We start from the raw sequence: 24,301 nt of genomic DNA, 5'->3' as shown, positions 1-24,301 counted from the left end.
AGTCTTATTGGTTATTCATCAATAAAGTAGCAATCTCTGGTCTTGTCTTTTCCAGATAATCAAAGTCCAACTTTAGTCCGAATGGGCCTAAGTCTCTACTCAATTGCTCATATACCATTTTTACATCATTGAAAGGAGTCATTACCGATTCGAGAGCTGTAGCTCCAAAATTGTTTCTGATCGAAGTATCCGCTCCTTTTTTCAATAATGCCTTTACAATTTCCACTCTACAGAAAAATGCAGAAGTATGAAGAGGAGTAGAACCATCTGCACTTCTTACATTCAAATCAGCTCCAGATTGAATCAATAGTTTAGCTACATCTGTTTTTCCAAAAGTAGCGGCAATAGCTAAAGGAGCAGATCCATAAGCATCTACCTCATTTAAATCAGTTTTCGCTACTACATGTGCTTTCACCGTTTCAATATCTCCCATGAACGTAGCTTCATGTATGGTCATAGATGGCACGCTAGCTTTCGATGTGCTCTCATTAGTGGCTGCCTTATTAGAGTCACAAGAAGCGAGCCCTAAAAAGATCAATACCATTATCATATTGCACCAGTTTTCGATTGAATTAATTTTAAAAGTTTTCATGTTTATTGTTTTAAAAGTTTCACTTAGATTTTGATGAAACAAAGGTCAGGAAGGCTTAGAAGACCTAAAATCAATGATGAAGCAAGATTTATCACCTATGCTTCTTCTTTAAAAACTATGACTCACGACTATAAACTATGACGCAAATCGGTCTTTTTGACTGATTCAAAGGCTTGGAAATAGCCAATTTCTTGTCGAGTATTGTAATTACCTAAACAAAGACAAATGCCGGATTTTCCATATCCTAAAAATGAGTTTCTCAACAAGGTGATTGCTGCTATCGAAGAAAATCTGTCGAATGAGAATTTTGGTGTTAGCGAATTAGCAGATAAAATTAATATGAGCCGATCAAATCTGTTGCGAAAGGTAAAAAGTGCGACAGATCTCTCGGTGAGTCTTCTGATTCGTCAGGTTCGACTCTATCATGCCAAAGACTTGCTAAATGAAGGTGAACTAAACATCTCAGAAATATCCTACCAGGTGGGCTTCAGCAGCACGTCTTACTTTACTAAATGTTTTCGTGAGCAATTTGGTTACCCCCCGGGTGAAGAAATCAATAAAAGCGCTGAATTTGAGGAAGGGACTCCTCCACATAATAAAAAACCATGGCTAGTTATCACCTCCTTGCTTGCTTTGATTATTTCTGCCATACTTTATCTTATTTACGCGCCCAACGAAGACACCTCAAACAAACCCTTAGAAAAAACCATAGCCGTACTTCCATTCAAAAACAACAGCAATGATGCCTCGAATGTCTATCTGATCAATGGAGTAACCGATGCCATACTCAATCATTTACAAAAGATCGAAGACATGAAGGTCACGAGTCGAACAACCACCGAAAAGTATCGGGAAGTGATCCGCACCATACCTGAACTCTCCGAGGAGCTTAATGTCAACTATTTTCTCGAAGGCAGTGGCCAAAAAATAGGAGATCAGATATTACTTACTGTTCAACTGATCCAAGCCAGGAAGGATCAGCCCATTTGGTCTGAACGCTATGAACGAAAGTCAGAAGACATTTTTCAGCTTCAAACAGAGGTAGCCAAAAACATTGCCAAACATATCGAAGCCACCATCACTCCAGATGAAGCGGAGAGAATGGAAAAAATTCCGACAGAAAATCTGAAAGCCTATGATCTATACCTTAGAGGACAGGAGCATGCTCGAGAAGAAAGTTACGAAGGTCTTTTGGCAGCGGTAGAATTGTTTCAGCAAGCTATCTCCGAAGATGAGGAATTTGCGCATGCTTATGCTTTTGTTGCGATTTGCTATTACTACATGGATCTCTTTCAGGCCAACAAACAATACGGACTTGAAATTAATACTTTCGCCGATCGAGCCATGTTATTGGATCCAGAAGCAGCTGAAAGTCTGATTGCCAAGGCGCTGTTTTACATGCAAGACAAGCAATATAAACTCGCCATTCAATATTTTGAAAAAGTACTGATCATAAGTCCACATTCTGGTTGGATTCATAATTTTCTTACCGACATCTACACGACCTATATTCCCAATACAGAAAAGTATCTAGAGCATGCTTTGCAGGGTATTCAAGCCGGTGTGGCTGGACAGGACTCCATCACTGCGAGTTTTACTTATTTGCATCTGAGCAATGCCCTTGCTCAAAATGGATTTATAGTTGAAGCCGAGCAATATGTAAAAAAATCACTAGCACATTACCCTGAAAACCTCTATTCAGAAACCCTCTATGCGTACATCAAATTGGCTGGCAATTTTAACCTTCAGTCAGCCCGAGAATCACTGATTCAATCTTTGAATAAGGATACTACCCAATTACATATCATACAGGAAATTGCCAAGGTTTGCTACATGCAGCATGATTATAAAACCGCTTGGTTTTATTATGAAAAATTCAATCAAATCAAAAAGAACCTAGATCTGGATATTTATGGAGCCGAGGATCTTAAAATTGCCTTTGTTTTAGAAAAACTTGGTCAAATAGATAAATCACAGCAATTTCTTGCCAATTACTACGAATACACCAATAATGACACTTCCATTTATAAGGATTTGTTACTTTCAGCCTATTACGCCTATATCGGAGATATAGAAAAAGGAATCGAGCATTTTGCCGCATTTTCCAAGCAAGAAAACTATATGTATTGGTTTGTATTGTTTTTAGAAAAAGATCCCATTTTACTGGAATTAAAGGATCACCCTGAATTCAACGAAATCATTCGCGCTATTTCAGATAATTTTTGGGTGAAACATCAGGAATTGGAAGAAATGCTTAAGGGTAAGATTTAAGTTATACTTTCCTCTTTTAATGCGGAAGGTGTTTTCTCAATATACCATAAAGGAAAGTACCAAACATAGCACTCACAATCACCAATAGAAAAACCGATGCGCCATTACCAACCAAGACGAACATAGGCCCTGGACAAGCGCCAGTCATCGCCCAACCTAAGCCGAAGCAGGTGCCTCCTATGAGTAAACGCCAAATACTTTTATCCTTAGGCGCTATGGTGATGGGTGCTCCTTCAATAGATTTTATTTTAAAATGCTTAATGCTTTGCGTAATCACAATGCCCAAAATGACTGCAGAACCAATAATACCATACATATGAAAAGATTGGAAATTGAACATTTCGTAGATACGGTACCAGGAAATCACTTCTGCTTTGGTTAAAACAATGCCAAACAAGATTCCTGTAAATAGATACTTTAAAGCTTTCATAGATCAAATTAAAGAGCAAAAAGATAGGGAAGAATTAGGTGGGTCATGGCCAGCCCTCCAATGAAAAAACCAATTACAGCAATCAATGAAGGCCATTCTAGATTGCTCAATCCACTAATGGCATGACCGGAGGTACAACCACCTGCATATCGGGTTCCAAATCCTACGAGCATTCCTCCTACCACCAGCATCAGCAAATATTTAGGCGTGGCCATTGCATCCCAGGAAAACATCGACTCTGGTAAATAAGTAGCACCTGGATTTTCTATTCCAAATGATTTCAATTGTGCAATGGTGGCCTCTGAAATACCTACAGTTTCTGACATGCTTAAATACTCTCTGGCTATATAACCACCGATCAACCCGCCTAATACAAATAGCAAATTCCATATATCTTCTTTCCAATTGAACCTGAAAAACTCATTGACTTTTCCTGCTCCGGCAATAGAACACATGGTCCGTAGGTTGCTAGAGACTCCAAATTTTTTCCCAAAAAACAGTAATAAAAACATGACCACAGAAATGAGCGGTCCAGCCACATACCACGGCCAGGGTTGTCTGATCCAATCTATCATTAGTATTCCATAAGATTAAATGAACCGCCAAAATTAACAGAACTGGAATTGGCGATATGTAACTTTGGTTACATTAGGTTAGGCTTGCAAGTTGTATTATTAATTATAAATATAAAAACATGAAGCAAAATTCACTAACGATATTTCTAATGCTTGCACTCACCTTGGGGCTAGCTCCATTCTTTCCCGAACCACATGTGATTGGTAAAATTCGATGGGTTTTAGGAGGTGCCGAAGGCATGCAAGTGATGGACTATTTCGACCTGTGTTTGCACGGAGTACCGTGGGTCGGCCTGATGTTGGTTGGTCTTAAGAAAATTTTCAAAAAGTAAAATACATGATTACTTCAATACGGTCAGTCTCAATGGACCAATGACGGAACTTAATCTTTTCCCTTCCCTTTTTCTATTAATTTAAAAATCCTCGTTTACCCCTAATTCAAACAGAGGATGATGTAAAAAGACTGACTCCCTCAGAATTACTCGCGGGAGAATTCTGAGAGAATCTTCCAATAATCCAGCCGTACATGCTCATTGTAGGACAACACCAATAAGCGTAGCCCACAAACAAAATGACAACCTACTGGTCACAGGCGCACCATCGCGCTTCCTTCTAAGCGACGTGGAGTTTACAGATTCTGCAATAATCCATTCAGGCTCATCCAGCTGCCACCGTTGTAAGCTTCGATGCCCGCACTTTTCGCCTGACTAGCTGCAGATCCACTTCTCATGCTACTGGCACAGCAAAAAACCACCGGTTTGCCCTTAGCTCTCAGTTTGGCCACCTGCGAACCAATGGAGCCCAAGGGGATATTTTCCGAACCATCTACATGACCTCCCATAAATTCACCCGGCGTTCGTACATCCACGATGATCGCGCCATTTTTTAATGCATCTTTCATTTGTTCTTTTCTTTTACCGAATCCAAATAGATCTAACAACCCCATTATTTTTCTACGTTTAGTTTTTTCAAGACATCATCCATCAAACACCATCGGGTCATAGATGATTGCAAAAGGTTTACTCCTACAAACCCTGTCAACCAAAACCAATTTTGATCAACCCATATACCCAACACTAGGCTGGTTAGAATAAATGTACCAGCAATTGCTCTAATAATTCTTTCTCTCATATTTTTGTTTAGTTAATTATTATTAAAGAATGGTTAATCGTCAATTGATTGATCAATTCATCACCATCCAGCTTTTCGTCACACACTTCTTTCTATCGGCAACAGATAGGCATGCATGGAATTTTGACTCCCCATTTCGGCATTCCAAACTTGAATAGCATCCAAAATTTTGTTGGCTACATCATCATTCACGAAAGAGAAATACATGACTGAAAAATCTGACCGGATGCTTCCAGCAAACCAATTGGACAGATCTGCACTGCGTCGTGTATTCTTATAACCATCGATGTTGACCTTGCTAAAAACAGGTATCTCCAACCCTTTGAGCACAGCCTGCAATTCGGCCTCAAAGTCTTTGATAGATAATATTGTGACTTGTTTCATGATTCGTTTTTATTTGATTTCCTCCTTTGATAACAATTTAGTATCCACGGCAGCGGCTTCACGATCTGCATATTTGTGCTTCTCTGTCATGTAATAAATCAACGGCACTATGAGTAGTGTCAAGATGGTGGAGGCAATCGAACCACCCATAAGTGATATGGCCAATCCTTGAAAAATGGGATCAAACAAGATCACAAAGGCGCCGATAACTACTGTACCAGCCGTAAGTAAAATCGGTGTGGTTCGTACGGCTCCGGCTTCGATTACCGCTTGGGACAAAGGCACTCCTTCTTCCAATCTGATGTTGATGAAATCGATAAGTAGGATGGAATTTCTCACCATGATACCAGCCAATGCAATCATTCCAATCATGGAAGTAGCAGTAAAAAATGCCCCTAACCACCAGTGTCCAACTAGAATCCCAACCAATGAAAGTGGAATGGCAATCATCATCACAAATGGCACCTTAAAATCTTGAAACCAGCCTACAATCAGTAAGTAAATAATAACCAGGACAACTGCAAAAGCACTTCCTAAATCGCGAAATACCTCGTAAGTAATGTGCCATTCACCATCCCACTTCACTCCAAAGTCTTGCTCCATGAATGGCTGCGTAGCGAAAAACTCCTTGAGCTCATAGCCATCGGGCACATCAATTTCCTTCAATTGATCAGAGGCTGTAAGGATCGCATATACCGGAGACTCCAACTGCCCTGCCATATCGGCTACCACATAGACCACTCTTTTCTGATTCTTTCTGAAAATGCTTTTGTCCTGCTGGCGCTCCTCCACCCTCACCAAATCACCTAAGGCGATCATATCACCAGTGGCTGTACGAATGGCCAGCTTTTTCAAATCATTGACAGACGACCTTCTGGCTTCATTCACTCTGAGGTGAACCGGGGTGGGGTTTACTTCATTCGCATTTCGCAAGAAAGTGGTATTGTATCCATTCAATGCCGTTTGGATTTCGCCAATGACACGATCGGTCGAAATGCCATTCATCATCGCACGCTCTTTGTCCACCACAAAATCATAGGTGATTTGATCATCTTCTACCATCCAATCCACATCCACCACATCGTCGATGCCTGCTAATTTTTCTTTGATTTGTCTGGCAATATCAACTTGCTGCTCTGCATCTCCTCCATAGATTTCTGCAACAATGGTAGAAATCACTGGTGGGCCTGGCGGCACCTCTACCACTTTGGCGTTGGCCCCATATTTCATGGCGATTTGCTGTACCATGGGCCGTACACGTTTGGCTATATCATGGCTTTGTTCATCTCTGTTGCCTTTCGGCAAAAGATTGACTTGTATGTCCCCCACATTGCCTGCCTTTCTCAAATCATAATGACGAACCAGTCCGTTGAAGTTGATCGGTGCGGCGGTACCCACGTAGGTCTGGTAGTTGACCACCTCGGGTTGCTTTTTCAGATAGAATGCAATCTCCTTGGTCACGGCGGCAGTTTTCTCCAAAGGGCTCCCTTCTGGCATGTCTATCACCACCTGAAACTCATTTTTATTATCGAATGGCAACATCTTCACAGCTACCATTTTGAAATATATTAGGGTAAAAGAGCCAAACATCAAGAGTGAGATGGCTCCAATAAATGTCCACCGCTTCTTCGGACTGTCGATCATCGGCTGAACCATTCGCTTATACCATTTATAAATCATGGTATCCTCAAGCACAAATTGAGCTTCTTTACTGTCATCATTTTTCAATAAATGATAAGCCAAATACGGCGTAATAATCAAAGCCACCAATAAAGAGAAAAACATTGCCATGGATGCACCAATAGGCATCGGACTCATGTAGGGCCCCATCAATCCAGATACAAATATCATAGGCAATACGGCTGCGATTACAGTGAAAGTAGCTAGGATAGTCGGGTTACCCACCTCATTAATAGAAGCGATCGCAGCTTGCAAAAATGGTTTCTTTTTCATTCTGAAATGGCGGTGCATATTCTCTGCAATGATGATCGAGTCATCCACAACAATTCCCGTCACAAAAACCAGGGCAAACAACGTAATTCTATTGAGCGTATAGCCAAATAAATAGTACACAAACAAGGTCAAAGCAAAAGTGACCGGCACCGATAAAAAGACTACCAGTCCACCTCTCCAGCCCATAGCCAATGCAACGACGATTGTTACGGCCAAAATAGCCGAACCCAAATGCACCATTAATTCACTCACCTTATGCGAAGCCGTCTCCCCATAGTTTCGGGTTACTTCCACATTTACATCTGAAGGGATCAAATCGCCTTTCAGCTTTTCGATTTTATCCAATACCTGACTAGCAATCTGCATGGCATCTGCTCCTCTTCTTTTGGCTACTGACAGGGATACAGCCGAATAGTCGAGTGGCATTTTTGCTTGCTCAGATATACTCGCTTGTCCATAACCATAAGTGACATACTCAGAAGCCTCTTCCGGCCCATCTAATACTTGTGCCACTTGTCTCAGATAGATCGGTGAATTCCTTTGCACACCTACTACCAAATTTTCTAGTTCCACAGCATTTTTTATGAAATTCCCAGCCCGAACGCGATAAGAATAATTGCCTTGATTAAAACTGCCCACGGCATTTTGCTGATTAGCTCCCTGAATAGCTAGAATCACCGTTCCGAAATCTATACCATAGGCTGTCATCTGATGGGGATCCAGCACCACTTGGATATTCCGACTTCTGCCGCCGTAGAGCTTTACTGTACTGACGTCATTGACTTTTTCCACCTCCAGAGATACTTGTTCTGCAATTCGCTTGATTTCATAATCTGAATACCTCTCGCCAAAAAACGACAAGCTCAACATCGGCACATCATCGATAGATCGTGTTTTGATCAATGGCATACTCACACGATCCGGCATCTCATCCATATGCTTTTCTATCTCATTGTAGAGTTTCACGATACTGCGTTCGATATCTTCTCCCACATAATATCGCACCACCATAAAAGCCTGTCCTTCCATGGATTGAGAGTAGACATACTCTACACCAGGTATATTGGCAATCAAGGCCTCCAATGGTTTTACTATTCGCGACTCTACCTCCTCACTCCCAGCACCAGGGTACTGCAAAAAGATATCTGCAATAGGCACATCGATCTGAGGTTCTTCTTCTTTTGGCGTAAGCATGGCACTGTATATCCCAATCGCCATAAAGGCAATCATCAACAAAGGTGTAAGCTTAGAGTTGATGAATTGACTCGCCAGATTTCCTGCTATTCCACTCATCTTATTTCGAATTTGTAGTTGACACTTTTATCCCATCTCTAAGATGAGTATCGCTAGAAACCACGTACTTCTCTCCCAGATCAAGGCCTGAAAGCACTTCATAGCCTTCCTTGGTTTCTCTACCCAACCTCAACCATCTTAGCATAGCCTCGCTCTGATCGCTGATCACATACACCCCTACCAATTGGCCTTTTCGAACCAATGAGAATTCGGGCACTATCACTTTCTTGCTGCTTCTCCCATTTCGTGTCACCCGACCAAACATGCCTGGCTTTATAACTGTGGGTGCATTTTCAATTAGCACCGACACTTTGAACTGCGCTCCCGAAAAGGCTGATGATGGTATGACCCTGTCCACTACTCCTATGAAACTTCGATCTTCAAAAGCATTGAACTGGATACTCACCGGATCGCCTTCATTAAACAACCCAACTTCAAATTCAGGTACATTGACATCAATCTTGAGTTTTTGCGTAGACTCCAAAGCCAACAATGGGCTACCTGGATTAGCCATGTCGCCTGGATTCACATATTTAGCTGACACAAATCCATCAATATGCGAGCGAAGGCTGGCATATGACAACAGCTCTTCTACACTGGCCACCTGCTGCCTGGCTGATTCTACTCGGGCATTTGCCATATCTCTGTCAGAGGATGCCTGATCTAACTCTTGCTGGGTAGCACTTCCTTTTGCTTTTAGGTTAAAAATTCTTTCGAATGACTTATCAGCATTAGCTTGAGCGGCCATCACCTCATCCAGCATGGCTTTAGCAGAAGCCAGTTGTGCATTGACATCATTGCTTCTGATCGTCACCAACAAATCACCCTTGGATACGTGATCTCCGGCTTTCACCAAAACACTGCTCACTTGCCCCATGATCTTGGTACTCAAAACCGACTGGTTATGAGAAACCACCTGACCTGAATAATGCAATTCGTTCGAGATGTTTTGCGCGTTCACCTTCTGAACTTCCACATAGGCCTGATTTACTTCAATTGGTGCCGAATTATCTTTTGAGCCGCAGGCTGTCAGATAGGTAACTGCAGCTAAAAGGGCCGATATTTTTATGATAGAATTCATTCTTCTTACGTTTTTATAGGCTTTCACCTGTTGAATTTTCTGAAGTAGCTGCTTCCAACTGAAACATCAATTGCAAATAGCCATGTTGAGTTTTTAATAGTTGCATTTCCTGATTCATATAATTGGATTCATCCATCAACAAATCAGATGTTTTTTCCAGCCCTTGTGCAAATCGGTCCTGTCTGATTTGATGTAAGGCTCTCGCCTGATCTGCACTTAGCTTTGCCAGTTCCACTTGCCTGATAGCCAATTCAAAGTCATTCTTTAATTGTTGCAATTCAAAATCCGCACGGCTTCTGCTTTCTTCGTAAGCGATTTGGGCATGTTGTTTTTGATAATTTGCCTTTTGAGTCGATCCAATTTGTTTGCCACCTTGAAACACGTCCCATTTCAGTTGTACACCCAGCAGATAGTTGTCTGCCTGTGTGCCTAGAAATTTTGGGTCGTTGATGCTATATCTACCAAATGCATTCACGCGAGGCACAAAACTTCCTTTCTGAGATTGATAGCTAAAGCCAGCAGCCTCTGCTTTTAATTTCATGGCCTTTAAATCAGCCCGCTGCTCAGACAAGTTGAACTCGGTCAGTAAAGCATTTCCTTTTTCGGTTTTTGGAATGGGATCAGTAGGGTCAATCTGATATACCTCTACTTCCCCCATGTGTAGTAGCAGTTGAGCATTCACATTAACCACCTGATGCTGAGCCCGAAGCCGCTCACTTTCCACTTGTTTTACCCTCAACTCTGCACCTAGCACATCCGCTCGTGTGATCACACCCTGGTCAAAAAGGTCTTGCGCAACTTTATAATTAGCTTCAGACGCACTTTTTAAATGAGCCAATACCTCTTCGGCCTGGATCGTAAGCACCAATTGATAATACAGGCTCTTTGCCTTTATAACTATCATCTTTTGCACCCAGGCTTTGTCATACATACTCGCTTCGGATTGTTTGAGCGCTGCCTTTCGGCCATACATTCCATCCAAATTGAACAAGGGCTGTTCAATATTGATGCTGGTGTTGAAATTCGAAATGTTATCCGGATTGTTCAACAAAGCCGGATTAAAATCGGATTGTTCAATAGCGGACTGCCCCAGTTTTGTGCCAAAGGCCAACACTGGATCAGTGGTATTGGTAAATGTTTCAGTGAAGTTGATAGAAGGTAAAAACACCGAGTTGGCTGACTTGAGATCCGAAGCAGTCATTCCTATTTGCTGGTTCATTTTTTTCAAGTCCCAATTCTGCTGCTGCACCAGCGCTACCACTTCCTCAAGGTTCATTGGCTTTCTGCCCTGAGCACTCACTGACTGCACAAAACCCAAGACCAAAATCATTAACAATGACTTTAATATTGATTTATTTATATATGTTAATATTTTCATATTTAGAATTAAATTTTTTTAAATCCTACATTTGGACATACATTCCACCACATTGAGTACTTCCATTAGTTTGATACTATAGAAGATACTCTTACCGTCTCTTTCACTTTGCAACACGCCTTTGAGTTTCATGTTTGTGAGATGATGTGAGATGAGCGATTGCTCTACCTCACATCTTTCACTGATTTCATTGACACTCATTTGCTGATTTTCAGAAAGCAAAGAGAGAATTTTCAAACGCACTGGATGCCCAATCGTCTTCAAAATGAAGGCCACCTTCTCCAGCTTCTCTTGTTCTTCTATCAAAAGCATCATTTCTATAAGTTAATACTCCAAATCCTGTGTCCAGCCCATGATTCCACCTTCCAAATTAAACAGTTCTCCTGTAAAACCCATCTGCGCCATCAGGCCACACGCCTGACCGCTGCGGTTGCCGCTGCGACAATACACATAGTAGTTTTTAGACTTGTCCAACCCTTCCAACTTTGTTTTGAAATCAGGCTGAAAAATATCCATCAACTCACAACCTGCGATATATCCACCGTCATACTCTTCTTGTGTTCTTACATCCAACAAAACACCATTTTCATCTGCTTCTAACTTCTCGGCAAAGTCAATTTCATCTATATTCTGATACATTTTATCTTATTTTAAAGTTGACGGACATACATAGTCCGTAGTTTTTATTCCTGTAAGACTTATTCCTTTGAAACCTTGCTCTACATTCACTAAATCATGAACACCTCTGGATTTCAATATCGAAGAAGCAATCACGGAACGATAGCCTCCTGCACAATACACAAAATATTTATTGTTTTTATCAACTTCGCTCATGTGCGTATTGATAAAATCTAGCGGAAATGTGACAGACTCATCTACATGCTCAGCCTGATACTCTCCAGGTTTTCTAACATCAAGTACATCCAATTTGCTTTGATTCATTCTCGCTTCAAATTCTTGAGGCGTAATGGATTCCAAAGTATCCGTCTCTTTCCCTGCGTCTTTCCAAGCAGCAAATCCACCATTTAAAAATCCGAGCGTATTATCATATCCAACTCTAGACAATCGGGTAACCACTTCTTCTTCTCTACCTTCGTCTGCCAAGAATACAATTGGTTGCTTCAAGTCAGTGATCAAAGCCCCTACCCAAGGAGCAAAACTTCCATCAATTCCTATGAATATTGAATTGGGAATATGTCCCTCGACAAATTCGTTCTGATGACGAGTATCCAATACTAATGCACCTTCATGATTCGCCATGGCTTCGAATGTCTCGACATCTAAAGGAACAGTGCCAGTGGCCATTACCTTATCTATGCTCTCATAACCAGATTTGTTCATCATGGCATTTTTAGCAAAGTATTGTGGTGGCGGCATGATACCTTCAGTTACTTCTTTGATAAATTCTTCCTTGGTCATATCAGCTCTCAACGCATAATTGGTTTTTTTCTGATTTCCTAGGGTATCCCACGTTTCAGAGGACATGTTCTTACCACAGGCTGAGCCTGCTCCATGAGCTGGATAAACCAACACATCATCTGGCAATGTCATTATTTTATTTCGAAGACTGTCATATAAATAACCTGCCAGATCCTCCTCTGATAAATCAGATTTAACTGCTAAATCCGGTCTTCCTACATCACCTATAAATAATGTATCGCCAGAAAAAATCGCATGTTCGCGACCTTCTTCATCGATAAGTAAAAACGTACTACTTTCCATAGTATGCCCAGGTGTATGAAGCAACTTAATTTTTATCTTGCCGACTTCAAAAATTTCTCCATCGGAACCAATATGACTATCAAATTCCGTGGTTGCAGTAGGACCAAACACAATCTTAGCCCCAGTTTTTTTGGCCAAATCCAAATGCCCTGACACAAAATCTGCATGAAAATGCGTTTCAAAAATGTATTTGATAGTTGCCTTATTATCTATTGCCTTAGCTACATATGAATCAACTTCTCTTAAAGGGTCAATTATTACCGCTTCATTTTCACTTTGAATGTAGTAGGCTCCTTGCGCCAAACAACCAGTATATATCTGCTCTATTTTCATAGTTAAATCTTATTTGGGTTTCTTGTTACAAATGTACGCCAACGTTGGCTCTTAGTTTGTAACATTTGTCACACGAAATTAAATGATAAGGTCAAACTCAAAGAAAAGTATCATACAGCTTTCAAACATAAACTGTAATTACAGTAAACCCTTCTTTTTCATTATTTTTCGGACTTTCATCCTATTGAACTGCAACAATAAGCCTCTAGGTTTATCAATCCTCTTTATTACTCTAAAGTGTTCTTTGTATTCTCTTAAAGCTGGAAGCAAATAATTATAATTTGACCCGTATCCTAGAGCGTCAAAAAACACAAAATCAACATTGCTTTCCACTAAGTCGATCATAACTTCATCCGAGTTAGGACTGAATTTATAACGATGAACGTATGCTCCAGAGTAATAATGCAATATGCCCGGCTTTCGAGTGGCGACTGTAATATTTGAAAATCCAAGAGACTTAATAAAATTAGCCATTTCAATGAATGTTTTAAATTTCTCATGGTGTTCTCGTTTGGACATTACATGAAACTCATACATTCTTGGAATCATTAGTATACCTCCAATAACGATTAATATGGCCAACGCCTGTTGTTTGGCTTTTACTTTGTTCAACAACTCATTGAGTGCATTCATAAATCCAAAGACCATAAGAGGGATCAAGGGGATCAGATATCTGAAGTCATTTCCAGAATGGTACAGTAATACAATAAGCAAATTGAAAAGGTAAAAACTCAAAAATAGGTATCTGTATTTCTTTTTTATCAAAACAATTCCAGTCAAAGAAACCAATAAGAACATGGCGCCCAGTATCAGCATTTGAGTTTCTCCAATGGATCTTAATTGTCGAATTGGTAGTATCATTTTTGGGTAAACATTTAATATCTCCCAGACAAAATTGGATAACAGTTTATCCAAAAAGCTTGCAAACGAATAAACTTGTTCAGATTCTGGTTTCCAAGGGTTAACTTGAAGAAGTGCCTCCGTATACCGTCCATTTAGTCCATAAACCATATTTCTTATCATGTATGGTAAATGAATCAAAACAATTCCACCAGTATAGACAGCCAAAGACTTCCATTCTTTTTGCAGCAAAAAATAAACTCCTACTGCAGCCACCAATGACAAACCGATTCCTCTAAAATAATAGGCTAATGCCACAGATATTATTGTGGCTATCAGTGCTTTATTCCAAACTTTATCCTTGATTAGGTTGTCAAAATGAGTGAGAGAAAATAATGCTAACATCGTCAAAAACAAATAAGGAATTTCTGACATTATGATATATCCAAATTTTAACAACCCGATATTAAAAATCAGATAGAAGTTGACAGCAAAAGCCAATAAATTGTTTGATGTCAATTTTTTAATAATAAAATAAAACAAGACCAAACTAGCACAGAGAAAAAAACCGTTCAACAGTTTAAACAGTAAAATGTTTGTCCCAAAGACTGTCATCAACAGGCCTAACATTGTAGAATATCCAGGCGGATACCAGTTGACTGGTTCATATTGGGATGAATATGGGGATGAATACCCATGACCTGTAGCTATAGATTTGGCGTAGTTCAAATATTCATAATTATCCCCTCCAGTATCCATCTTAGCATCAAAGACCAAAAAATAAATACTTAAAAAAGTAAGGACTAAAATGGATAGGTAAAACACCTCTCTTTTATCAAGAGTGACTGGAATCTTCATGGACTGTTATTTTCTTGCTAAGCTGCAATTATAACAAGACTATTTATTCTCTTACAGAGAAGGTCAATTACAATAGAAAAGTCTTAAATAAATTCCTCAATCAACTGATTGATTTTCTCTGTTTCAGTAAGAAATCCATCATGACCGAATTTGGAATGAATTTCATGATAATAGACATTGACCAAATGATCTGATATTGTACGTTGTTCTTCTATAGCAAATAATAGGTCTGAAGAAATGCCTATTTGCAATATTGGCGTTTTCAAACCTTCGAGAGTTTCTATCAATCCGCCTCGACCACGGCCAACATCATGGCTATCTAATGCTTTAGACAAATTCCACAACATGTAACCACTAAAGCCACGATTCACCAATTTATCACCTTGGTAGCGGATATAAGATTCCGCTCTGAAATCATCCACTTTCTCCTCTGTATCAGACTGAGTTTGTTCAAATATTCGATGATTTCGATAAGACAATATGCCGATAGCTCTAGACGCTGCTACCCCTTTGGCTCCCGCATTAACTGAATGATCCTTCCAGGTTGCATCCGCTTCTATCGCCAGACGTTGCGTCGCATGAGTACCTATTCTCCACGGGGATTCCTTAGGTGCTGAGGCCACTAAAATTAACTTATCGAATGTGTCAGGTTCTTGTACCGCCCATTCGAAAGTCTGAAATCCACCCATCGATCCACCAATGCCAATAGCAATTTTTTCAATCCCTAAATAGTCCCTAAGTACTTGATGAGCTTTGACCATATCTCTAATGGTGATCCTCGGAAAATCAGAATAATAAGGTTTACCTGTTTCTGGATTAACTGAATGAGGACCTGTAGTACCGTAGGTAGAACCTAGAATATTAGCACAAACAATGAAGTGCTTTTCTGGATTGATTGCACAATCAGCATCGAAGAGCCCTGGCCACCAGTCTAAAGCATCTGAACTTGCAGTGAGCGCATGAAAAACCCAAACCACATTGGATTTATCCGCATTCATTTCGCCATAGGTGTGATAGGCTATTTCGAGTTGCGAAAGCACCCCACCCCTTTCTAATTCAAAAGGTTCGTTATGGAGATATATAGAGGCTGTTTGGCTCATAGAAAAATTTGAAGGCGCAAACCTAATAAATGTACCATAATAGTTCACCCTAAGAATCCATTTTAGATACGAACTTCACATATTTGCAAAAAACTGTTAGAATTATTGAAGGGCTTTCTATGAAAAAATACAAACATTTCGAAACCAACGCTATCAGAACTCAAATTGAAACGACGCATGAAAAGGAACATGCATCACCGATGTATCTCACATCAAGTTTTGTTTTTGATGACGCCGAAGAAATGCGAGCCACTTTTGCTGAAGAAATTGATCGCAATACTTATAGTCGATTTACTAACCCAAATACCACAGAGTTTATCAACAAAATGTGTGCCCTTGAAGGTGCAGAAGCAGGCTATGCGACAGCTACAGGAATGGCAGCCGTGTTTTCTACGTTTGCCACTTTGCTCAATGCAGGTGATCACTTACTTTCTTGCCGATCTATTTTCGGCTCCTCTCATTCAGTGATTACTAAGTTTTTACCTAAATACCAGATAGAAAGCACTTATTTAGACTTGGATAACACGGACAGCTGGCAAGATAAAGTACAAAAGAACTCGAAAGTACTATTCTTAGAAACACCTACCAATCCCGGCATCGAATTGATTGATCTTGAGTTTGCTGGTACTTTTGCAAAAAAGAACAATCTAATTCTGATTGTAGATAACTGCTTTGCCACACCATATATCCAGCAGCCTATTCAATATGGTGCTGACCTAGTGATTCATTCTGCCACTAAATATCTGGATGGTCAAGGTCGTGTCATGGGTGGAATGATCGTTGGAAGAGCTGATTTAATTAAAGAGATTTATACCTTCAGTAGAAGTACCGGTCCAGCTTTGTCCCCTTTCAATGCATGGGTACTATCCAAAAGCCTGGAGACGTTGGCAATCCGCATGGAAAAACACGCTGACAATGCATTGAAAGTAGCCAAATGGCTCGAGTCCAATGACCAAGTAGAATGGGTGAGATATCCATTCTTACCTTCACATCCACAACATGGCATAGCTAAAAAACAGATGAAAAGTGGTGGAGGCATGGTTTGCTTCGGCATCAAGGGTGGAGTAGAAAGAGGACGTCAGTTTCTCAACAGTATCGAAATGTGCAGCTTGACCGCTAATCTTGGTGATACACGTACGATAGTGACACATCCAGCTTCGACTACGCATGCTCGTCTTACCGATGACGAAAGAGCGGCTACGGGAATCGCGCCTAACCTCATCCGTATTTCTGCAGGTCTAGAGCATATCGAAGATATTATTGCTGATTTGGAACAGGCTTTTGAGGGATCTGCAAACTAATTACGGCGACATCAATCCTCCCATCCTCCTTCTCTAAGGAGGGGTTTTTAGATTATTATGGCCAAACATTAAATTATCCCTGATTTAATGTTTACTTAGTAAACAGGCATTAAAAAATCGCACATATACTAAATTTAGACAAACCAAAATCTAAATGAGCGACAAAACCAAAGACCAAATCAGTGAATGGCTGAATAAATTGGAGCGGGAAAGTTGGCAGCTAGAACTTCTCGTTTCGGCATTTACCATTTTCCTTTTGATTCAAGCCACAATCTCTTTTGAAGGATTTATTACTGAAATCGAATTCCAGTATGACCTCACTTCAGGGCGATACAGTATGCTCTATTTATTTATAGGGCTGCTATTCAAATCTCTGGAAGCACTCACCTTCTTTTTAATTGCTCACCTTATGCTCCGAGGTTTTTGGATTGGCACCATTGGGCTACGTTCGGTGCAGTCAAAAATCAATTTCTCCAGCCTCAACTATAGTGATTTTTTTACCGAAAAGTTGAAGAAAAAAGTAATCAGCCTTGATCAACTGGTGATCAAACTCGATGAAATATGCAGTGTAATTTTCGCCTTCGCCTTTCTGGTGATCTCGATTCTGTTGGCATTTGGTATGTATTTGATCTTCTTTGGGATGGTGGCAGTCATTCTCAATGCTCTAGCGGATATATCAGATTGGATGGACACTGTAGTAAACGTATTGGCGCTTACCATGCTTCCGTTGATCTTGGTCACTGGGCTGATATACATGATCGATTACTTCACACTAGGATTCTTCAAAAAATTTAGATGGTTTTCTAAAGTTTACTACCCATTTTATAGGCTATACAACTTAGTAACCTTATCAGTGCTAAGCCGAAGTATTTACTACTATATGATTAGTAAGTTTTCTAAGAGGAAAATACGGTTGGTTTATGGCCTTGCAGCATTCATTCTAATTTTCTCTTTGCTCTTCAAGTTTGATCAACATCCTTATTATCCAGACGAGGATCATGATCTATATATGTCGTCCAACCATTATGACAACTTAAGATCAGAAGATGAATATGTTTATACAGCCAGTTTGGAGTCTGACATGGTCAATCAACCATTTGTAAAACTATTCCTAAGATACGATGCGGCTGATAATTCTATGATCCAAAGCCACTGTGCAGACTATATCCCAGAAAAAGAAGATGGTCTCAATTGGAAATTGGACATGATTCTGGAAGGAGGAAGTTTAAATATCAATAGCAGAAAAAACTCGCCTGAAGAGTATGCCATCATTCTAGAATGCTTGAGCAATCTCTTTCATATTAGTATCAATGACTCTCTTTATCAGGAATTGAATTTTCGATTTTACAACCACCCAGATAAAAATCAGAAAGGATTGATCACCGTCATCCCAACTCATAATTTTAAAATAGGTGAAAATATATTAGAGATAAAAAAAGTAAGGTTAGACAGTGTCCAGAACAGAAAGCTCTATGACCTGGCTACAATTCCATTTTGGTATAGCAAGCCCTAGCGTCTAGGAGGCAGTTGCCAGCTGGCTGTCTGGTGTACCCAGCCATTTGAGCATATTAGTGTGTTCGCGTAGCGTTTCGAAAAATCCTTCTTTCGCATGATAAGGTATTCCATATTCCGCAGCTGTCTCCTTAACAATAGGTGCTATGGCATGATAATGCACATGGCAAATATGAGGATACAAATGATGCTCAACCTGATAGTTTAAGCCACCAGCGTACCAAGTCACAAATTTGTTACTATTTGCAAAATTCACAGAAGTGTACAATTGATGAACAAACCTTGAATATGGTACATTCCCATTTTCATCGGGCTGTGGATATTCCACTTCTTCAAGCAAATGAGCAGGTTGAAAAATGAAACCTAAAGCCGTACCGGCTGTCAAATGCATTACAAAAAAACCAAGGAAAATCTCGCCTCCAGTATAAGAAGTGTACATGACCGGCAATCCTATAACGTAGGTGTAATAAACCACTTTAGTCAGAATAAGGATAGCGTATTCCTTTACAACACTATTCGTATTCTTCTCCAACAGACCCTCTTTCGTGTATCTGATCATTTTAGCAAAATCCTTGAAAGTCACCCAGAAAAAAGTCCCCAACGCATAAAATGCCCAAGCATAGATATATTGGTACTTGTGCACTGGTTTCAGCTTAGTTGCAGGATGAAATCGAAGAATGGCTTTTGGCTCGATGTCTTCGTCGTGATCTTCAATATTTGTATAAGTATGGTGCTTGATGTTGTGTTGAATCTTCCAGTTGATGGCACAGCCACCTACCAAATTCAAAGTATAGCCCAACAATTTATTGACAGAACTTTTAGCTGAATATGCCCCGTGTATGCCATCATGCATGACACCTAATCCAATGCCAGCCATTCCCAGACCCATCAGGATACATAGCACAATAGCAAGCAACCCACTCGGCTCGTAATACACCAAGCTCGCAAAGGGAGCAAAAAACAAACACAGCATAAAAACTGTTTTGATGTACATTTCTAGGTTGCCGTACTTTGAAACGCCTTTAGCCTTAAAGTACTCATTCACTCTTCCGTTCAACACTTTGGCAAATTCCTTAGACTTTGCATCTTCATTGTTGAAATAAATATTCCCTACTTCGCTCATTAATTCTTTGAATTACTTTAAGTATTCAGCGCTATGCTAAAACCGACCCGCAATATAACCCCAATATGACTAAGTTCGCTTCGAATGGCTGATTAGTTAATATGACAAGAATCAGTATGTTTGTCACAATAAAAATCTAAAGCTTATTCATGAGTCCATTATTGGTGTTTTCAGTCATTGCCGGATACTTCATTCTCTTAATGACAATTGCTCACTTCACATCCAAAAATTCAGACGCTGAATCTTTCTTTACAGCTAATAGACAATCCCCCTGGTATTTGGTTGCCTTCGGGATGATAGGTGCCTCACTTTCCGGAGTCACTTTCATATCAGTGCCAGGCGAGGTGGGCAATAGTCACTGGGCGTACTTTCAAATGGTGCTTGGCTATTTGCTTGGTTATTTGGTGATTGCCTCGGTTCTTCTACCACTGTATTACAAAATGAATTTGGTATCTATCTACCAGTACTTAGATTCTAGATTTGGGAAAAATGCTTATAAAACAGGTGCTTTCTTTTTTCTCATATCCAGGGTGATTGGGGCTTCATTCAGATTGTTTTTAGTTGCTACCGTACTCCAGATCGCCTTTTTCGATGCATTCAACATTCCCTTTTCGGTATCTGTATTTGTTACTATCTCATTGATTTGGCTGTACACTTTCAAAGGCGGCATTAAGACCATCGTCTGGACTGATACCTTACAAACTTTGTTTATGCTTTTGGCAGTAGGCATTAGCATTTCAATTATTGGAAGTCAACTGAATCTTTCATTTGACAGACTGATACAAGTCGTTCAAACAAGTGAATTATCTGACACCTTCATTTGGGATTGGCAAGCACCACGCAATTTTTTCAAACAGTTTATTGCTGGGGCATTTATTGCCATAGTCATGACAGGCTTGGATCAGGACATGATGCAGAAAAATCTAACCTGCCGATCATTGGGAGACGCTCAGAAGAATGTTTTTTGGTTCAGTATCGTGTTGATTTTTGCCAACTTACTTTTTCTTTCTCTCGGCGTGTTGCTTTATCATTTTGTTGAAGTCAATCAGATAGACTTGACAAACACTACGGATGCCCTTTTTCCCTATTTAGCCATGAATCACTTCGGAATTCTAGGCGGTATTGTGTTTTTACTTGGGATCACAGCTGCGGCCTATTCTAGTGCGGACTCGGCCTTGACTGCACTTACTACTTCCTTTTATATTGATTTTTTGGACAAAGATCCAAGCCAAAACGATGGCAAAAAAAGAATGATGGTTCACTTTGGTTTTTCTATTCTGATATTTTTCGTTATTCTGATTTTCCAAGCCATTAATAATGACAGCGTGATAAATTCTGTATTGACAGCAGCTGGATATACCTATGGCCCATTACTAGGATTGTATGCTTTCGGATTGTTCACTAAGCAAAAAGTGAAAGATCACTGGATTCCATTGGTCTGTATTTTGGCTCCAATCCTTACTTATATGATTAACGAAAATTCAGAAGACTTACTTGGCGGTTACAAATTCGGATTTGAGTTGCTTTTGTTAAATGGATTGTTAACCTTTTTGGGACTTGTGGCTTTGATTAAAAAATCATAGCTCTAGCTCAATTGCCGGGTCCCAGTAGTACTCCTTGAAGTTTTGAATTTTGTCTTTAACTATAGTCAAACCTTCGTCTTCTAATTTTTCTTGCATGGTCGTCGGCGTGGTGAAATGCATTTTTCCTGTGAGTAAACCTTGACTATTCACTACACGATGCGCAGGAACATCTGGCTGCCCGTGCGCAGCGTTCATGGCCCAACCTACCATTCTGGCACTCAGTCCAGAACCTAAGTACTTACCGATGGCTCCGTAATTAGTCACCCTCCCCTCAGGAATCAGTTTTACTACTTCGTAGACGTCTTTGAAAAATGAGTGTTCTTTCATTTAAAAATCAAATCACAAAAATCAAATCACAAATCACAAATAAAAAATTTGGGTTTTGGAGCTTGCGATTTGATTTTTGAATATTATGTCTCGTCCTGAAATAGCGTTACACAAAAAACGACGTCATGAACGAACTCACAGAGAACAAGTATGTTAAAAGAACACAGAAGGACTACAGCTACGCTTTTAAATTGTCAGTTGTGTCAGAAGTTGAAAGCGGAGAGTTAGGTATAAAAGCCGCCGCTCGCAAGTATGGTATTCAGTCACACTCTACAGTTACCAATTGGCTTCGGAAATACGGTAACTTTGATTGGGTCAATAAATCAACACTTCGGATGCCAAAATCTAAAGACCAAAAACTATACGAACTCGAACAGAAAGTACGGCTGTTGGAAAAACAGAAAAAAGAGCTTGAACAGCAGGTTGAAAACGCAGATAAGAAAGCTATTTTCTTTGATATGATGATCGACATAGCCGAAGAAGAATTCAAACTCCCTATCAGAAAAAAGTCTTTACCCCAACAGTTGATCGATTCAAGGTTGAACAAAAAGAAGGGGTAACCCAGATCTGTAGACTGTTGGGGATGAATAGGCAAATCTATTACCGCTCTATCAGAAGGAGTAAACAAAAGCAAGAAATAGCCACCAAGGTAGTAATCATGGTTGAAAAGGTGCGTATGAAAATGCCTCGTATCGGTACCAGAAAGTTGTATCATTTACTTTATGACCAACTTCAGCCGCTGGGAGTTGGAAGAGACAGGCTATTTGCTATTATGAAAGCAAATCACCTCCAAATAGCACCTAAGAGACAATATCATATTACTACTGACTCACATCATCGATTTAGAAAACATAAAAACCTTATTGATGGGCTTTCCATACAAAGGCCTGAGCAAGTATGGGTATCGGATATCACCTACATTGGAACACGGAAAAACCCGATGTATTTATCGCTGGTCACGGATGCTTATTCAAAGCGGATCATGGGCTATGATGTATCGAAAAGCCTAGATGCTTCAGGTGCAATATCAGCCCTTAATATGGCTATTGCCAATCGTATATATCCTGAGCGAATGTTGATCCATCACTCAGACAGAGGGTTGCAGTATTGTTGCGATGCTTATCAGCAGTTGCTTGATGAGGCAGCAATTACTTGTAGTATGACAGAAACCTATGATCCGTATCAAAATGCTATAGCCGAAAGGGTGAATGGGATATTGAAACATGAATTTATCTTAGGGATCACCACATCAGATGTAACACTAATGGACAAACTCATTGAGCAGAGTATTTATATTTACAATCATGATCGGCCTCATTGGAGCTGTTGGATGAATACACCAGCCCTTATGCACCAGCAAGATAAGGTCAAGATCAGAAACTATAGAAACAAAAATAGCATCGAGTTGAAACCCGATGCTATCTAATATTTTATCCTAAAATCTGTAACGCTTATTTAGGACTAGTCATTACTTATAAATCCCAGCCTCATTCATGGCTCGCTGAAACTTCTCCGCGTTTCGATTATGATCAATCAGGTTTGTCGCAAAATTATGATAGCCTGAAAAATCTTCTTTTGCACAGAAATATAAATACTTGTGTTCCTGTGCATTTAATACCGCATCAATAGAAGTAATACTCGGCATATTGATAGGCCCAGGCGGTAACCCTTGATACTTATAGGTGTTATATGGTGAATCAATAGCCTTATGCTTATTTAGTACTCTTTTGATGGTAAAATCCTGTGCAGCAAATACTAAAGTTGGGTCAGCCTGCAGCGGATAGCCTCTTTTTATTCTATTCAAATAAACACCAGCTACGACTGGTCGCTCATCTGACTTCACAGTCTCTGCCTGAACAATCGCAGCCAATGCAGAAACCTCCTTGGGAGTTAATCCCAGCACATCGGCTTTCGCTAATCTTTCATCACTCCAAAACTTATCATACTCCTTTTTCAGTCGAGACAACAAATCCTCAGGCTTGGTGTTCCACCACATTTTATAAGTATTAGGAATAAACATCCCAATAAAAGTTAAACTATCGAACCCAAGTGATTGCTGAATGGAATCATTTAAGATAAGCGAAGCAAATTGCTCTTCGGTCATCTCAAGATTACGAGTGATTTTTTCTGGAAGGTCAGCTAGTAAACGTGCATTATTGAAGGTGACATTAACTTCCGTCTGATCACCAGATCGGAGCATTCTAATCACTTGCACATTGGTCATTCCTGGCTCAATGAGGTACAATCCCGGTTTCACCAACTTATCGTAGTCCATTATTTTGGATAGGAAACTAAATGACACCAGATCATTTATATATCTACCATCATACAGTTGATTCTGAACATCTTTGAAGGTTGTTCCTGTTCGGATCATAAGGGGTTTTGGATCTTGCTCCACCAAAAAATTGGGTGAATAGATCATCTGCCAAAAGTAAAACCCAAAAGAGGAAAGCATCATGGAAAAAGCCACGATTGCCGAACCTATTACTATTTTCTTTTTATCCATCGGTGGCA

Annotated in this window: 24 protein-coding genes; 7 read left to right on the top strand and 17 right to left on the bottom strand. The window is 40.0% G+C overall.

Going from position 1 to position 24,301, the window contains the following annotated elements; genetic code table 11:
* Positions 1-4: 4 nt before the first annotated feature.
* Positions 5-592 carry an ankyrin repeat domain-containing protein gene (locus ACOQO5_RS00490; protein ID WP_420579711.1) on the bottom strand — a complete coding sequence of 196 codons (588 nt, stop codon included), beginning with the start codon at positions 590-592 and terminating at the stop codon, positions 5-7.
* A gap of 225 nt (positions 593-817) precedes the next feature.
* Here ACOQO5_RS00490 and ACOQO5_RS00485 point away from each other — a divergent pair, with 225 nt between their 5' ends.
* Positions 818-2,863: a helix-turn-helix domain-containing protein gene (locus tag ACOQO5_RS00485; protein ID WP_420579710.1), complete on the top strand. Its 2,046-nt coding sequence runs from the start codon at positions 818-820 to the stop codon at positions 2,861-2,863.
* 16 nt (positions 2,864-2,879) lie between these two features.
* Here the strand turns inward: ACOQO5_RS00485 and ACOQO5_RS00480 are convergent, their stop codons facing one another.
* Entirely contained in the window at positions 2,880-3,293 is a 414-nt protein-coding gene (locus ACOQO5_RS00480) for a YeeE/YedE family protein (RefSeq protein WP_420579709.1), read from the bottom strand.
* 8 nt (positions 3,294-3,301) lie between these two features.
* The gene (locus ACOQO5_RS00475; protein WP_420579708.1) at positions 3,302-3,868 is read right to left on the bottom strand and encodes a YeeE/YedE family protein; all 567 of its coding nucleotides are present in this window, start codon (positions 3,866-3,868) and stop codon (positions 3,302-3,304) included.
* Between the two features lie 119 nt (positions 3,869-3,987).
* Between ACOQO5_RS00475 and ACOQO5_RS00470 the strand changes: the two genes are divergently transcribed.
* Positions 3,988-4,200 (top strand): hypothetical protein, encoded by a 213-nt coding sequence (locus ACOQO5_RS00470; RefSeq protein ID WP_420579707.1) that lies wholly within the window; start codon positions 3,988-3,990, stop codon positions 4,198-4,200.
* A 296-nt stretch (positions 4,201-4,496) separates the two neighbouring features.
* Here the strand turns inward: ACOQO5_RS00470 and ACOQO5_RS00465 are convergent, their stop codons facing one another.
* The 11 genes from ACOQO5_RS00465 to ACOQO5_RS00415 all read right to left on the bottom strand — a co-directional run bounded on the left by ACOQO5_RS00465 (position 4,497) and on the right by ACOQO5_RS00415 (position 15,941).
* Positions 4,497-4,808 carry a rhodanese-like domain-containing protein gene (locus ACOQO5_RS00465; RefSeq protein WP_420579706.1) on the bottom strand — a complete coding sequence of 104 codons (312 nt, stop codon included), beginning with the start codon at positions 4,806-4,808 and terminating at the stop codon, positions 4,497-4,499.
* A 5-nt stretch (positions 4,809-4,813) separates the two neighbouring features.
* On the bottom strand, positions 4,814-4,999 hold the full coding sequence (locus ACOQO5_RS00460; protein ID WP_420579705.1) for a YgaP family membrane protein: 186 nt from the start codon (positions 4,997-4,999) through the stop codon (positions 4,814-4,816).
* Positions 5,000-5,077: 78 nt separating this feature from the next.
* The gene (locus tag ACOQO5_RS00455) at positions 5,078-5,383 is read right to left on the bottom strand and encodes a hypothetical protein (protein WP_420579704.1); all 306 of its coding nucleotides are present in this window, start codon (positions 5,381-5,383) and stop codon (positions 5,078-5,080) included.
* A 9-nt stretch (positions 5,384-5,392) separates the two neighbouring features.
* A complete protein-coding gene (locus ACOQO5_RS00450; protein ID WP_420579703.1) occupies positions 5,393-8,629 on the bottom strand; it encodes an efflux RND transporter permease subunit in 3,237 nt (1,078 codons plus the stop codon).
* A gap of 1 nt (position 8,630) precedes the next feature.
* A complete protein-coding gene (locus ACOQO5_RS00445; protein ID WP_420579702.1) occupies positions 8,631-9,710 on the bottom strand; it encodes an efflux RND transporter periplasmic adaptor subunit in 1,080 nt (359 codons plus the stop codon).
* A 13-nt stretch (positions 9,711-9,723) separates the two neighbouring features.
* A complete protein-coding gene (locus tag ACOQO5_RS00440) occupies positions 9,724-11,088 on the bottom strand; it encodes a TolC family protein (protein WP_420579701.1) in 1,365 nt (454 codons plus the stop codon).
* Positions 11,089-11,106: 18 nt separating this feature from the next.
* Entirely contained in the window at positions 11,107-11,403 is a 297-nt protein-coding gene (locus tag ACOQO5_RS00435; RefSeq protein ID WP_420579700.1) for an ArsR/SmtB family transcription factor, read from the bottom strand.
* A gap of 9 nt (positions 11,404-11,412) precedes the next feature.
* The gene (locus ACOQO5_RS00430) at positions 11,413-11,727 is read right to left on the bottom strand and encodes a rhodanese-like domain-containing protein (RefSeq protein WP_420579699.1); all 315 of its coding nucleotides are present in this window, start codon (positions 11,725-11,727) and stop codon (positions 11,413-11,415) included.
* A gap of 6 nt (positions 11,728-11,733) precedes the next feature.
* Positions 11,734-13,143, bottom strand: coding sequence for an MBL fold metallo-hydrolase (locus tag ACOQO5_RS00425; protein WP_420579698.1), 1,410 nt, complete (start codon positions 13,141-13,143; stop codon positions 11,734-11,736).
* A 138-nt stretch (positions 13,144-13,281) separates the two neighbouring features.
* The gene (locus ACOQO5_RS00420) at positions 13,282-14,841 is read right to left on the bottom strand and encodes an ArnT family glycosyltransferase (protein ID WP_420579697.1); all 1,560 of its coding nucleotides are present in this window, start codon (positions 14,839-14,841) and stop codon (positions 13,282-13,284) included.
* 83 nt (positions 14,842-14,924) lie between these two features.
* Positions 14,925-15,941: a homoserine O-acetyltransferase family protein gene (locus tag ACOQO5_RS00415; protein ID WP_420579696.1), complete on the bottom strand. Its 1,017-nt coding sequence runs from the start codon at positions 15,939-15,941 to the stop codon at positions 14,925-14,927.
* A gap of 119 nt (positions 15,942-16,060) precedes the next feature.
* Between ACOQO5_RS00415 and ACOQO5_RS00410 the strand changes: the two genes are divergently transcribed.
* Together ACOQO5_RS00410 and ACOQO5_RS00405 are read left to right on the top strand one after the other, a co-directional pair.
* Positions 16,061-17,242, top strand: a complete 1,182-nt coding sequence (locus ACOQO5_RS00410; protein WP_420579695.1) for a trans-sulfuration enzyme family protein — start codon at positions 16,061-16,063, stop codon at positions 17,240-17,242.
* A 154-nt stretch (positions 17,243-17,396) separates the two neighbouring features.
* Positions 17,397-18,755, top strand: a complete 1,359-nt coding sequence (locus ACOQO5_RS00405; RefSeq protein WP_420579694.1) for a hypothetical protein — start codon at positions 17,397-17,399, stop codon at positions 18,753-18,755.
* A gap of 3 nt (positions 18,756-18,758) precedes the next feature.
* Here ACOQO5_RS00405 and ACOQO5_RS00400 read toward each other — a convergent pair whose 3' ends face one another.
* Positions 18,759-19,877, bottom strand: a complete 1,119-nt coding sequence (locus tag ACOQO5_RS00400; protein ID WP_420579693.1) for a fatty acid desaturase family protein — start codon at positions 19,875-19,877, stop codon at positions 18,759-18,761.
* Between the two features lie 149 nt (positions 19,878-20,026).
* On the opposite strand from ACOQO5_RS00400, the gene ACOQO5_RS00395 reads away from it, so the two are divergent.
* Positions 20,027-21,460 (top strand): sodium:solute symporter, encoded by a 1,434-nt coding sequence (locus ACOQO5_RS00395; RefSeq protein WP_420579692.1) that lies wholly within the window; start codon positions 20,027-20,029, stop codon positions 21,458-21,460.
* Here ACOQO5_RS00395 and ACOQO5_RS00390 read toward each other — a convergent pair.
* Positions 21,455-21,787 (bottom strand): MGMT family protein, encoded by a 333-nt coding sequence (locus tag ACOQO5_RS00390; protein WP_420579691.1) that lies wholly within the window; start codon positions 21,785-21,787, stop codon positions 21,455-21,457. The two genes, ACOQO5_RS00395 and ACOQO5_RS00390, sit on opposite strands and share 6 nt — an antisense overlap.
* Positions 21,788-21,912: 125 nt before the next feature.
* Here ACOQO5_RS00390 and ACOQO5_RS00385 point away from each other — a divergent pair, with 125 nt between their 5' ends.
* The gene (locus tag ACOQO5_RS00385; RefSeq protein WP_420579690.1) at positions 21,913-22,347 is read left to right on the top strand and encodes a transposase; all 435 of its coding nucleotides are present in this window, start codon (positions 21,913-21,915) and stop codon (positions 22,345-22,347) included.
* A gap of 23 nt (positions 22,348-22,370) precedes the next feature.
* A complete protein-coding gene (locus ACOQO5_RS00380) occupies positions 22,371-23,213 on the top strand; it encodes an IS3 family transposase (RefSeq protein ID WP_420579689.1) in 843 nt (280 codons plus the stop codon).
* 42 nt (positions 23,214-23,255) lie between these two features.
* On the opposite strand, the gene mltG is transcribed toward ACOQO5_RS00380, so the two are convergent.
* On the bottom strand, positions 23,256-24,293 hold the full coding sequence (gene mltG, locus ACOQO5_RS00375; RefSeq protein ID WP_420579688.1) for an endolytic transglycosylase MltG: 1,038 nt from the start codon (positions 24,291-24,293) through the stop codon (positions 23,256-23,258).
* Positions 24,294-24,301 lie beyond the last annotated feature (8 nt).

This window comes from Reichenbachiella sp. (assembly GCF_965223055.1).
Taxonomy (GTDB): Bacteria; Bacteroidota; Bacteroidia; order Cytophagales; family Cyclobacteriaceae; genus Reichenbachiella.
The sequence above is the reverse complement of the archived record's forward strand: the minus strand, read 5'-3'. Positions and strand labels throughout refer to the sequence as shown.

What these genes read in the sequence shown, in the direction of transcription:
- mltG (WP_420579688.1), bottom strand. Translation starts at nt 24,293, where the DNA reads ATGGATAAAAAGAAAATAGTAATAGGTTCGGCAATCGTGGCTTTTTCC.
- ACOQO5_RS00480 (WP_420579709.1), bottom strand. Translation starts at nt 3,293, where the DNA reads ATGAAAGCTTTAAAGTATCTATTTACAGGAATCTTGTTTGGCATTGTT.
- ACOQO5_RS00455 (WP_420579704.1), bottom strand. Translation starts at nt 5,383, where the DNA reads ATGAAACAAGTCACAATATTATCTATCAAAGACTTTGAGGCCGAATTG.
- ACOQO5_RS00445 (WP_420579702.1), bottom strand. Translation starts at nt 9,710, where the DNA reads ATGAATTCTATCATAAAAATATCGGCCCTTTTAGCTGCAGTTACCTAT.
- ACOQO5_RS00425 (WP_420579698.1), bottom strand. Translation starts at nt 13,143, where the DNA reads ATGAAAATAGAGCAGATATATACTGGTTGTTTGGCGCAAGGAGCCTAC.
- ACOQO5_RS00405 (WP_420579694.1), top strand. Translation starts at nt 17,397, where the DNA reads ATGAGCGACAAAACCAAAGACCAAATCAGTGAATGGCTGAATAAATTG.
- ACOQO5_RS00460 (WP_420579705.1), bottom strand. Translation starts at nt 4,999, where the DNA reads ATGAGAGAAAGAATTATTAGAGCAATTGCTGGTACATTTATTCTAACC.
- ACOQO5_RS00415 (WP_420579696.1), bottom strand. Translation starts at nt 15,941, where the DNA reads ATGAGCCAAACAGCCTCTATATATCTCCATAACGAACCTTTTGAATTA.
- ACOQO5_RS00470 (WP_420579707.1), top strand. Translation starts at nt 3,988, where the DNA reads ATGAAGCAAAATTCACTAACGATATTTCTAATGCTTGCACTCACCTTG.
- ACOQO5_RS00420 (WP_420579697.1), bottom strand. Translation starts at nt 14,841, where the DNA reads ATGAAGATTCCAGTCACTCTTGATAAAAGAGAGGTGTTTTACCTATCC.
- ACOQO5_RS00430 (WP_420579699.1), bottom strand. Translation starts at nt 11,727, where the DNA reads ATGTATCAGAATATAGATGAAATTGACTTTGCCGAGAAGTTAGAAGCA.
- ACOQO5_RS00475 (WP_420579708.1), bottom strand. Translation starts at nt 3,868, where the DNA reads ATGATAGATTGGATCAGACAACCCTGGCCGTGGTATGTGGCTGGACCG.
- ACOQO5_RS00435 (WP_420579700.1), bottom strand. Translation starts at nt 11,403, where the DNA reads ATGATGCTTTTGATAGAAGAACAAGAGAAGCTGGAGAAGGTGGCCTTC.
- ACOQO5_RS00380 (WP_420579689.1), top strand. Translation starts at nt 22,371, where the DNA reads ATGAATAGGCAAATCTATTACCGCTCTATCAGAAGGAGTAAACAAAAG.
- ACOQO5_RS00400 (WP_420579693.1), bottom strand. Translation starts at nt 19,877, where the DNA reads ATGAGCGAAGTAGGGAATATTTATTTCAACAATGAAGATGCAAAGTCT.
- ACOQO5_RS00490 (WP_420579711.1), bottom strand. Translation starts at nt 592, where the DNA reads ATGAAAACTTTTAAAATTAATTCAATCGAAAACTGGTGCAATATGATA.
- ACOQO5_RS00440 (WP_420579701.1), bottom strand. Translation starts at nt 11,088, where the DNA reads ATGAAAATATTAACATATATAAATAAATCAATATTAAAGTCATTGTTA.
- ACOQO5_RS00390 (WP_420579691.1), bottom strand. Translation starts at nt 21,787, where the DNA reads ATGAAAGAACACTCATTTTTCAAAGACGTCTACGAAGTAGTAAAACTG.
- ACOQO5_RS00410 (WP_420579695.1), top strand. Translation starts at nt 16,061, where the DNA reads ATGAAAAAATACAAACATTTCGAAACCAACGCTATCAGAACTCAAATT.
- ACOQO5_RS00450 (WP_420579703.1), bottom strand. Translation starts at nt 8,629, where the DNA reads ATGAGTGGAATAGCAGGAAATCTGGCGAGTCAATTCATCAACTCTAAG.
- ACOQO5_RS00485 (WP_420579710.1), top strand. Translation starts at nt 818, where the DNA reads ATGCCGGATTTTCCATATCCTAAAAATGAGTTTCTCAACAAGGTGATT.
- ACOQO5_RS00385 (WP_420579690.1), top strand. Translation starts at nt 21,913, where the DNA reads ATGAACGAACTCACAGAGAACAAGTATGTTAAAAGAACACAGAAGGAC.
- ACOQO5_RS00395 (WP_420579692.1), top strand. Translation starts at nt 20,027, where the DNA reads ATGAGTCCATTATTGGTGTTTTCAGTCATTGCCGGATACTTCATTCTC.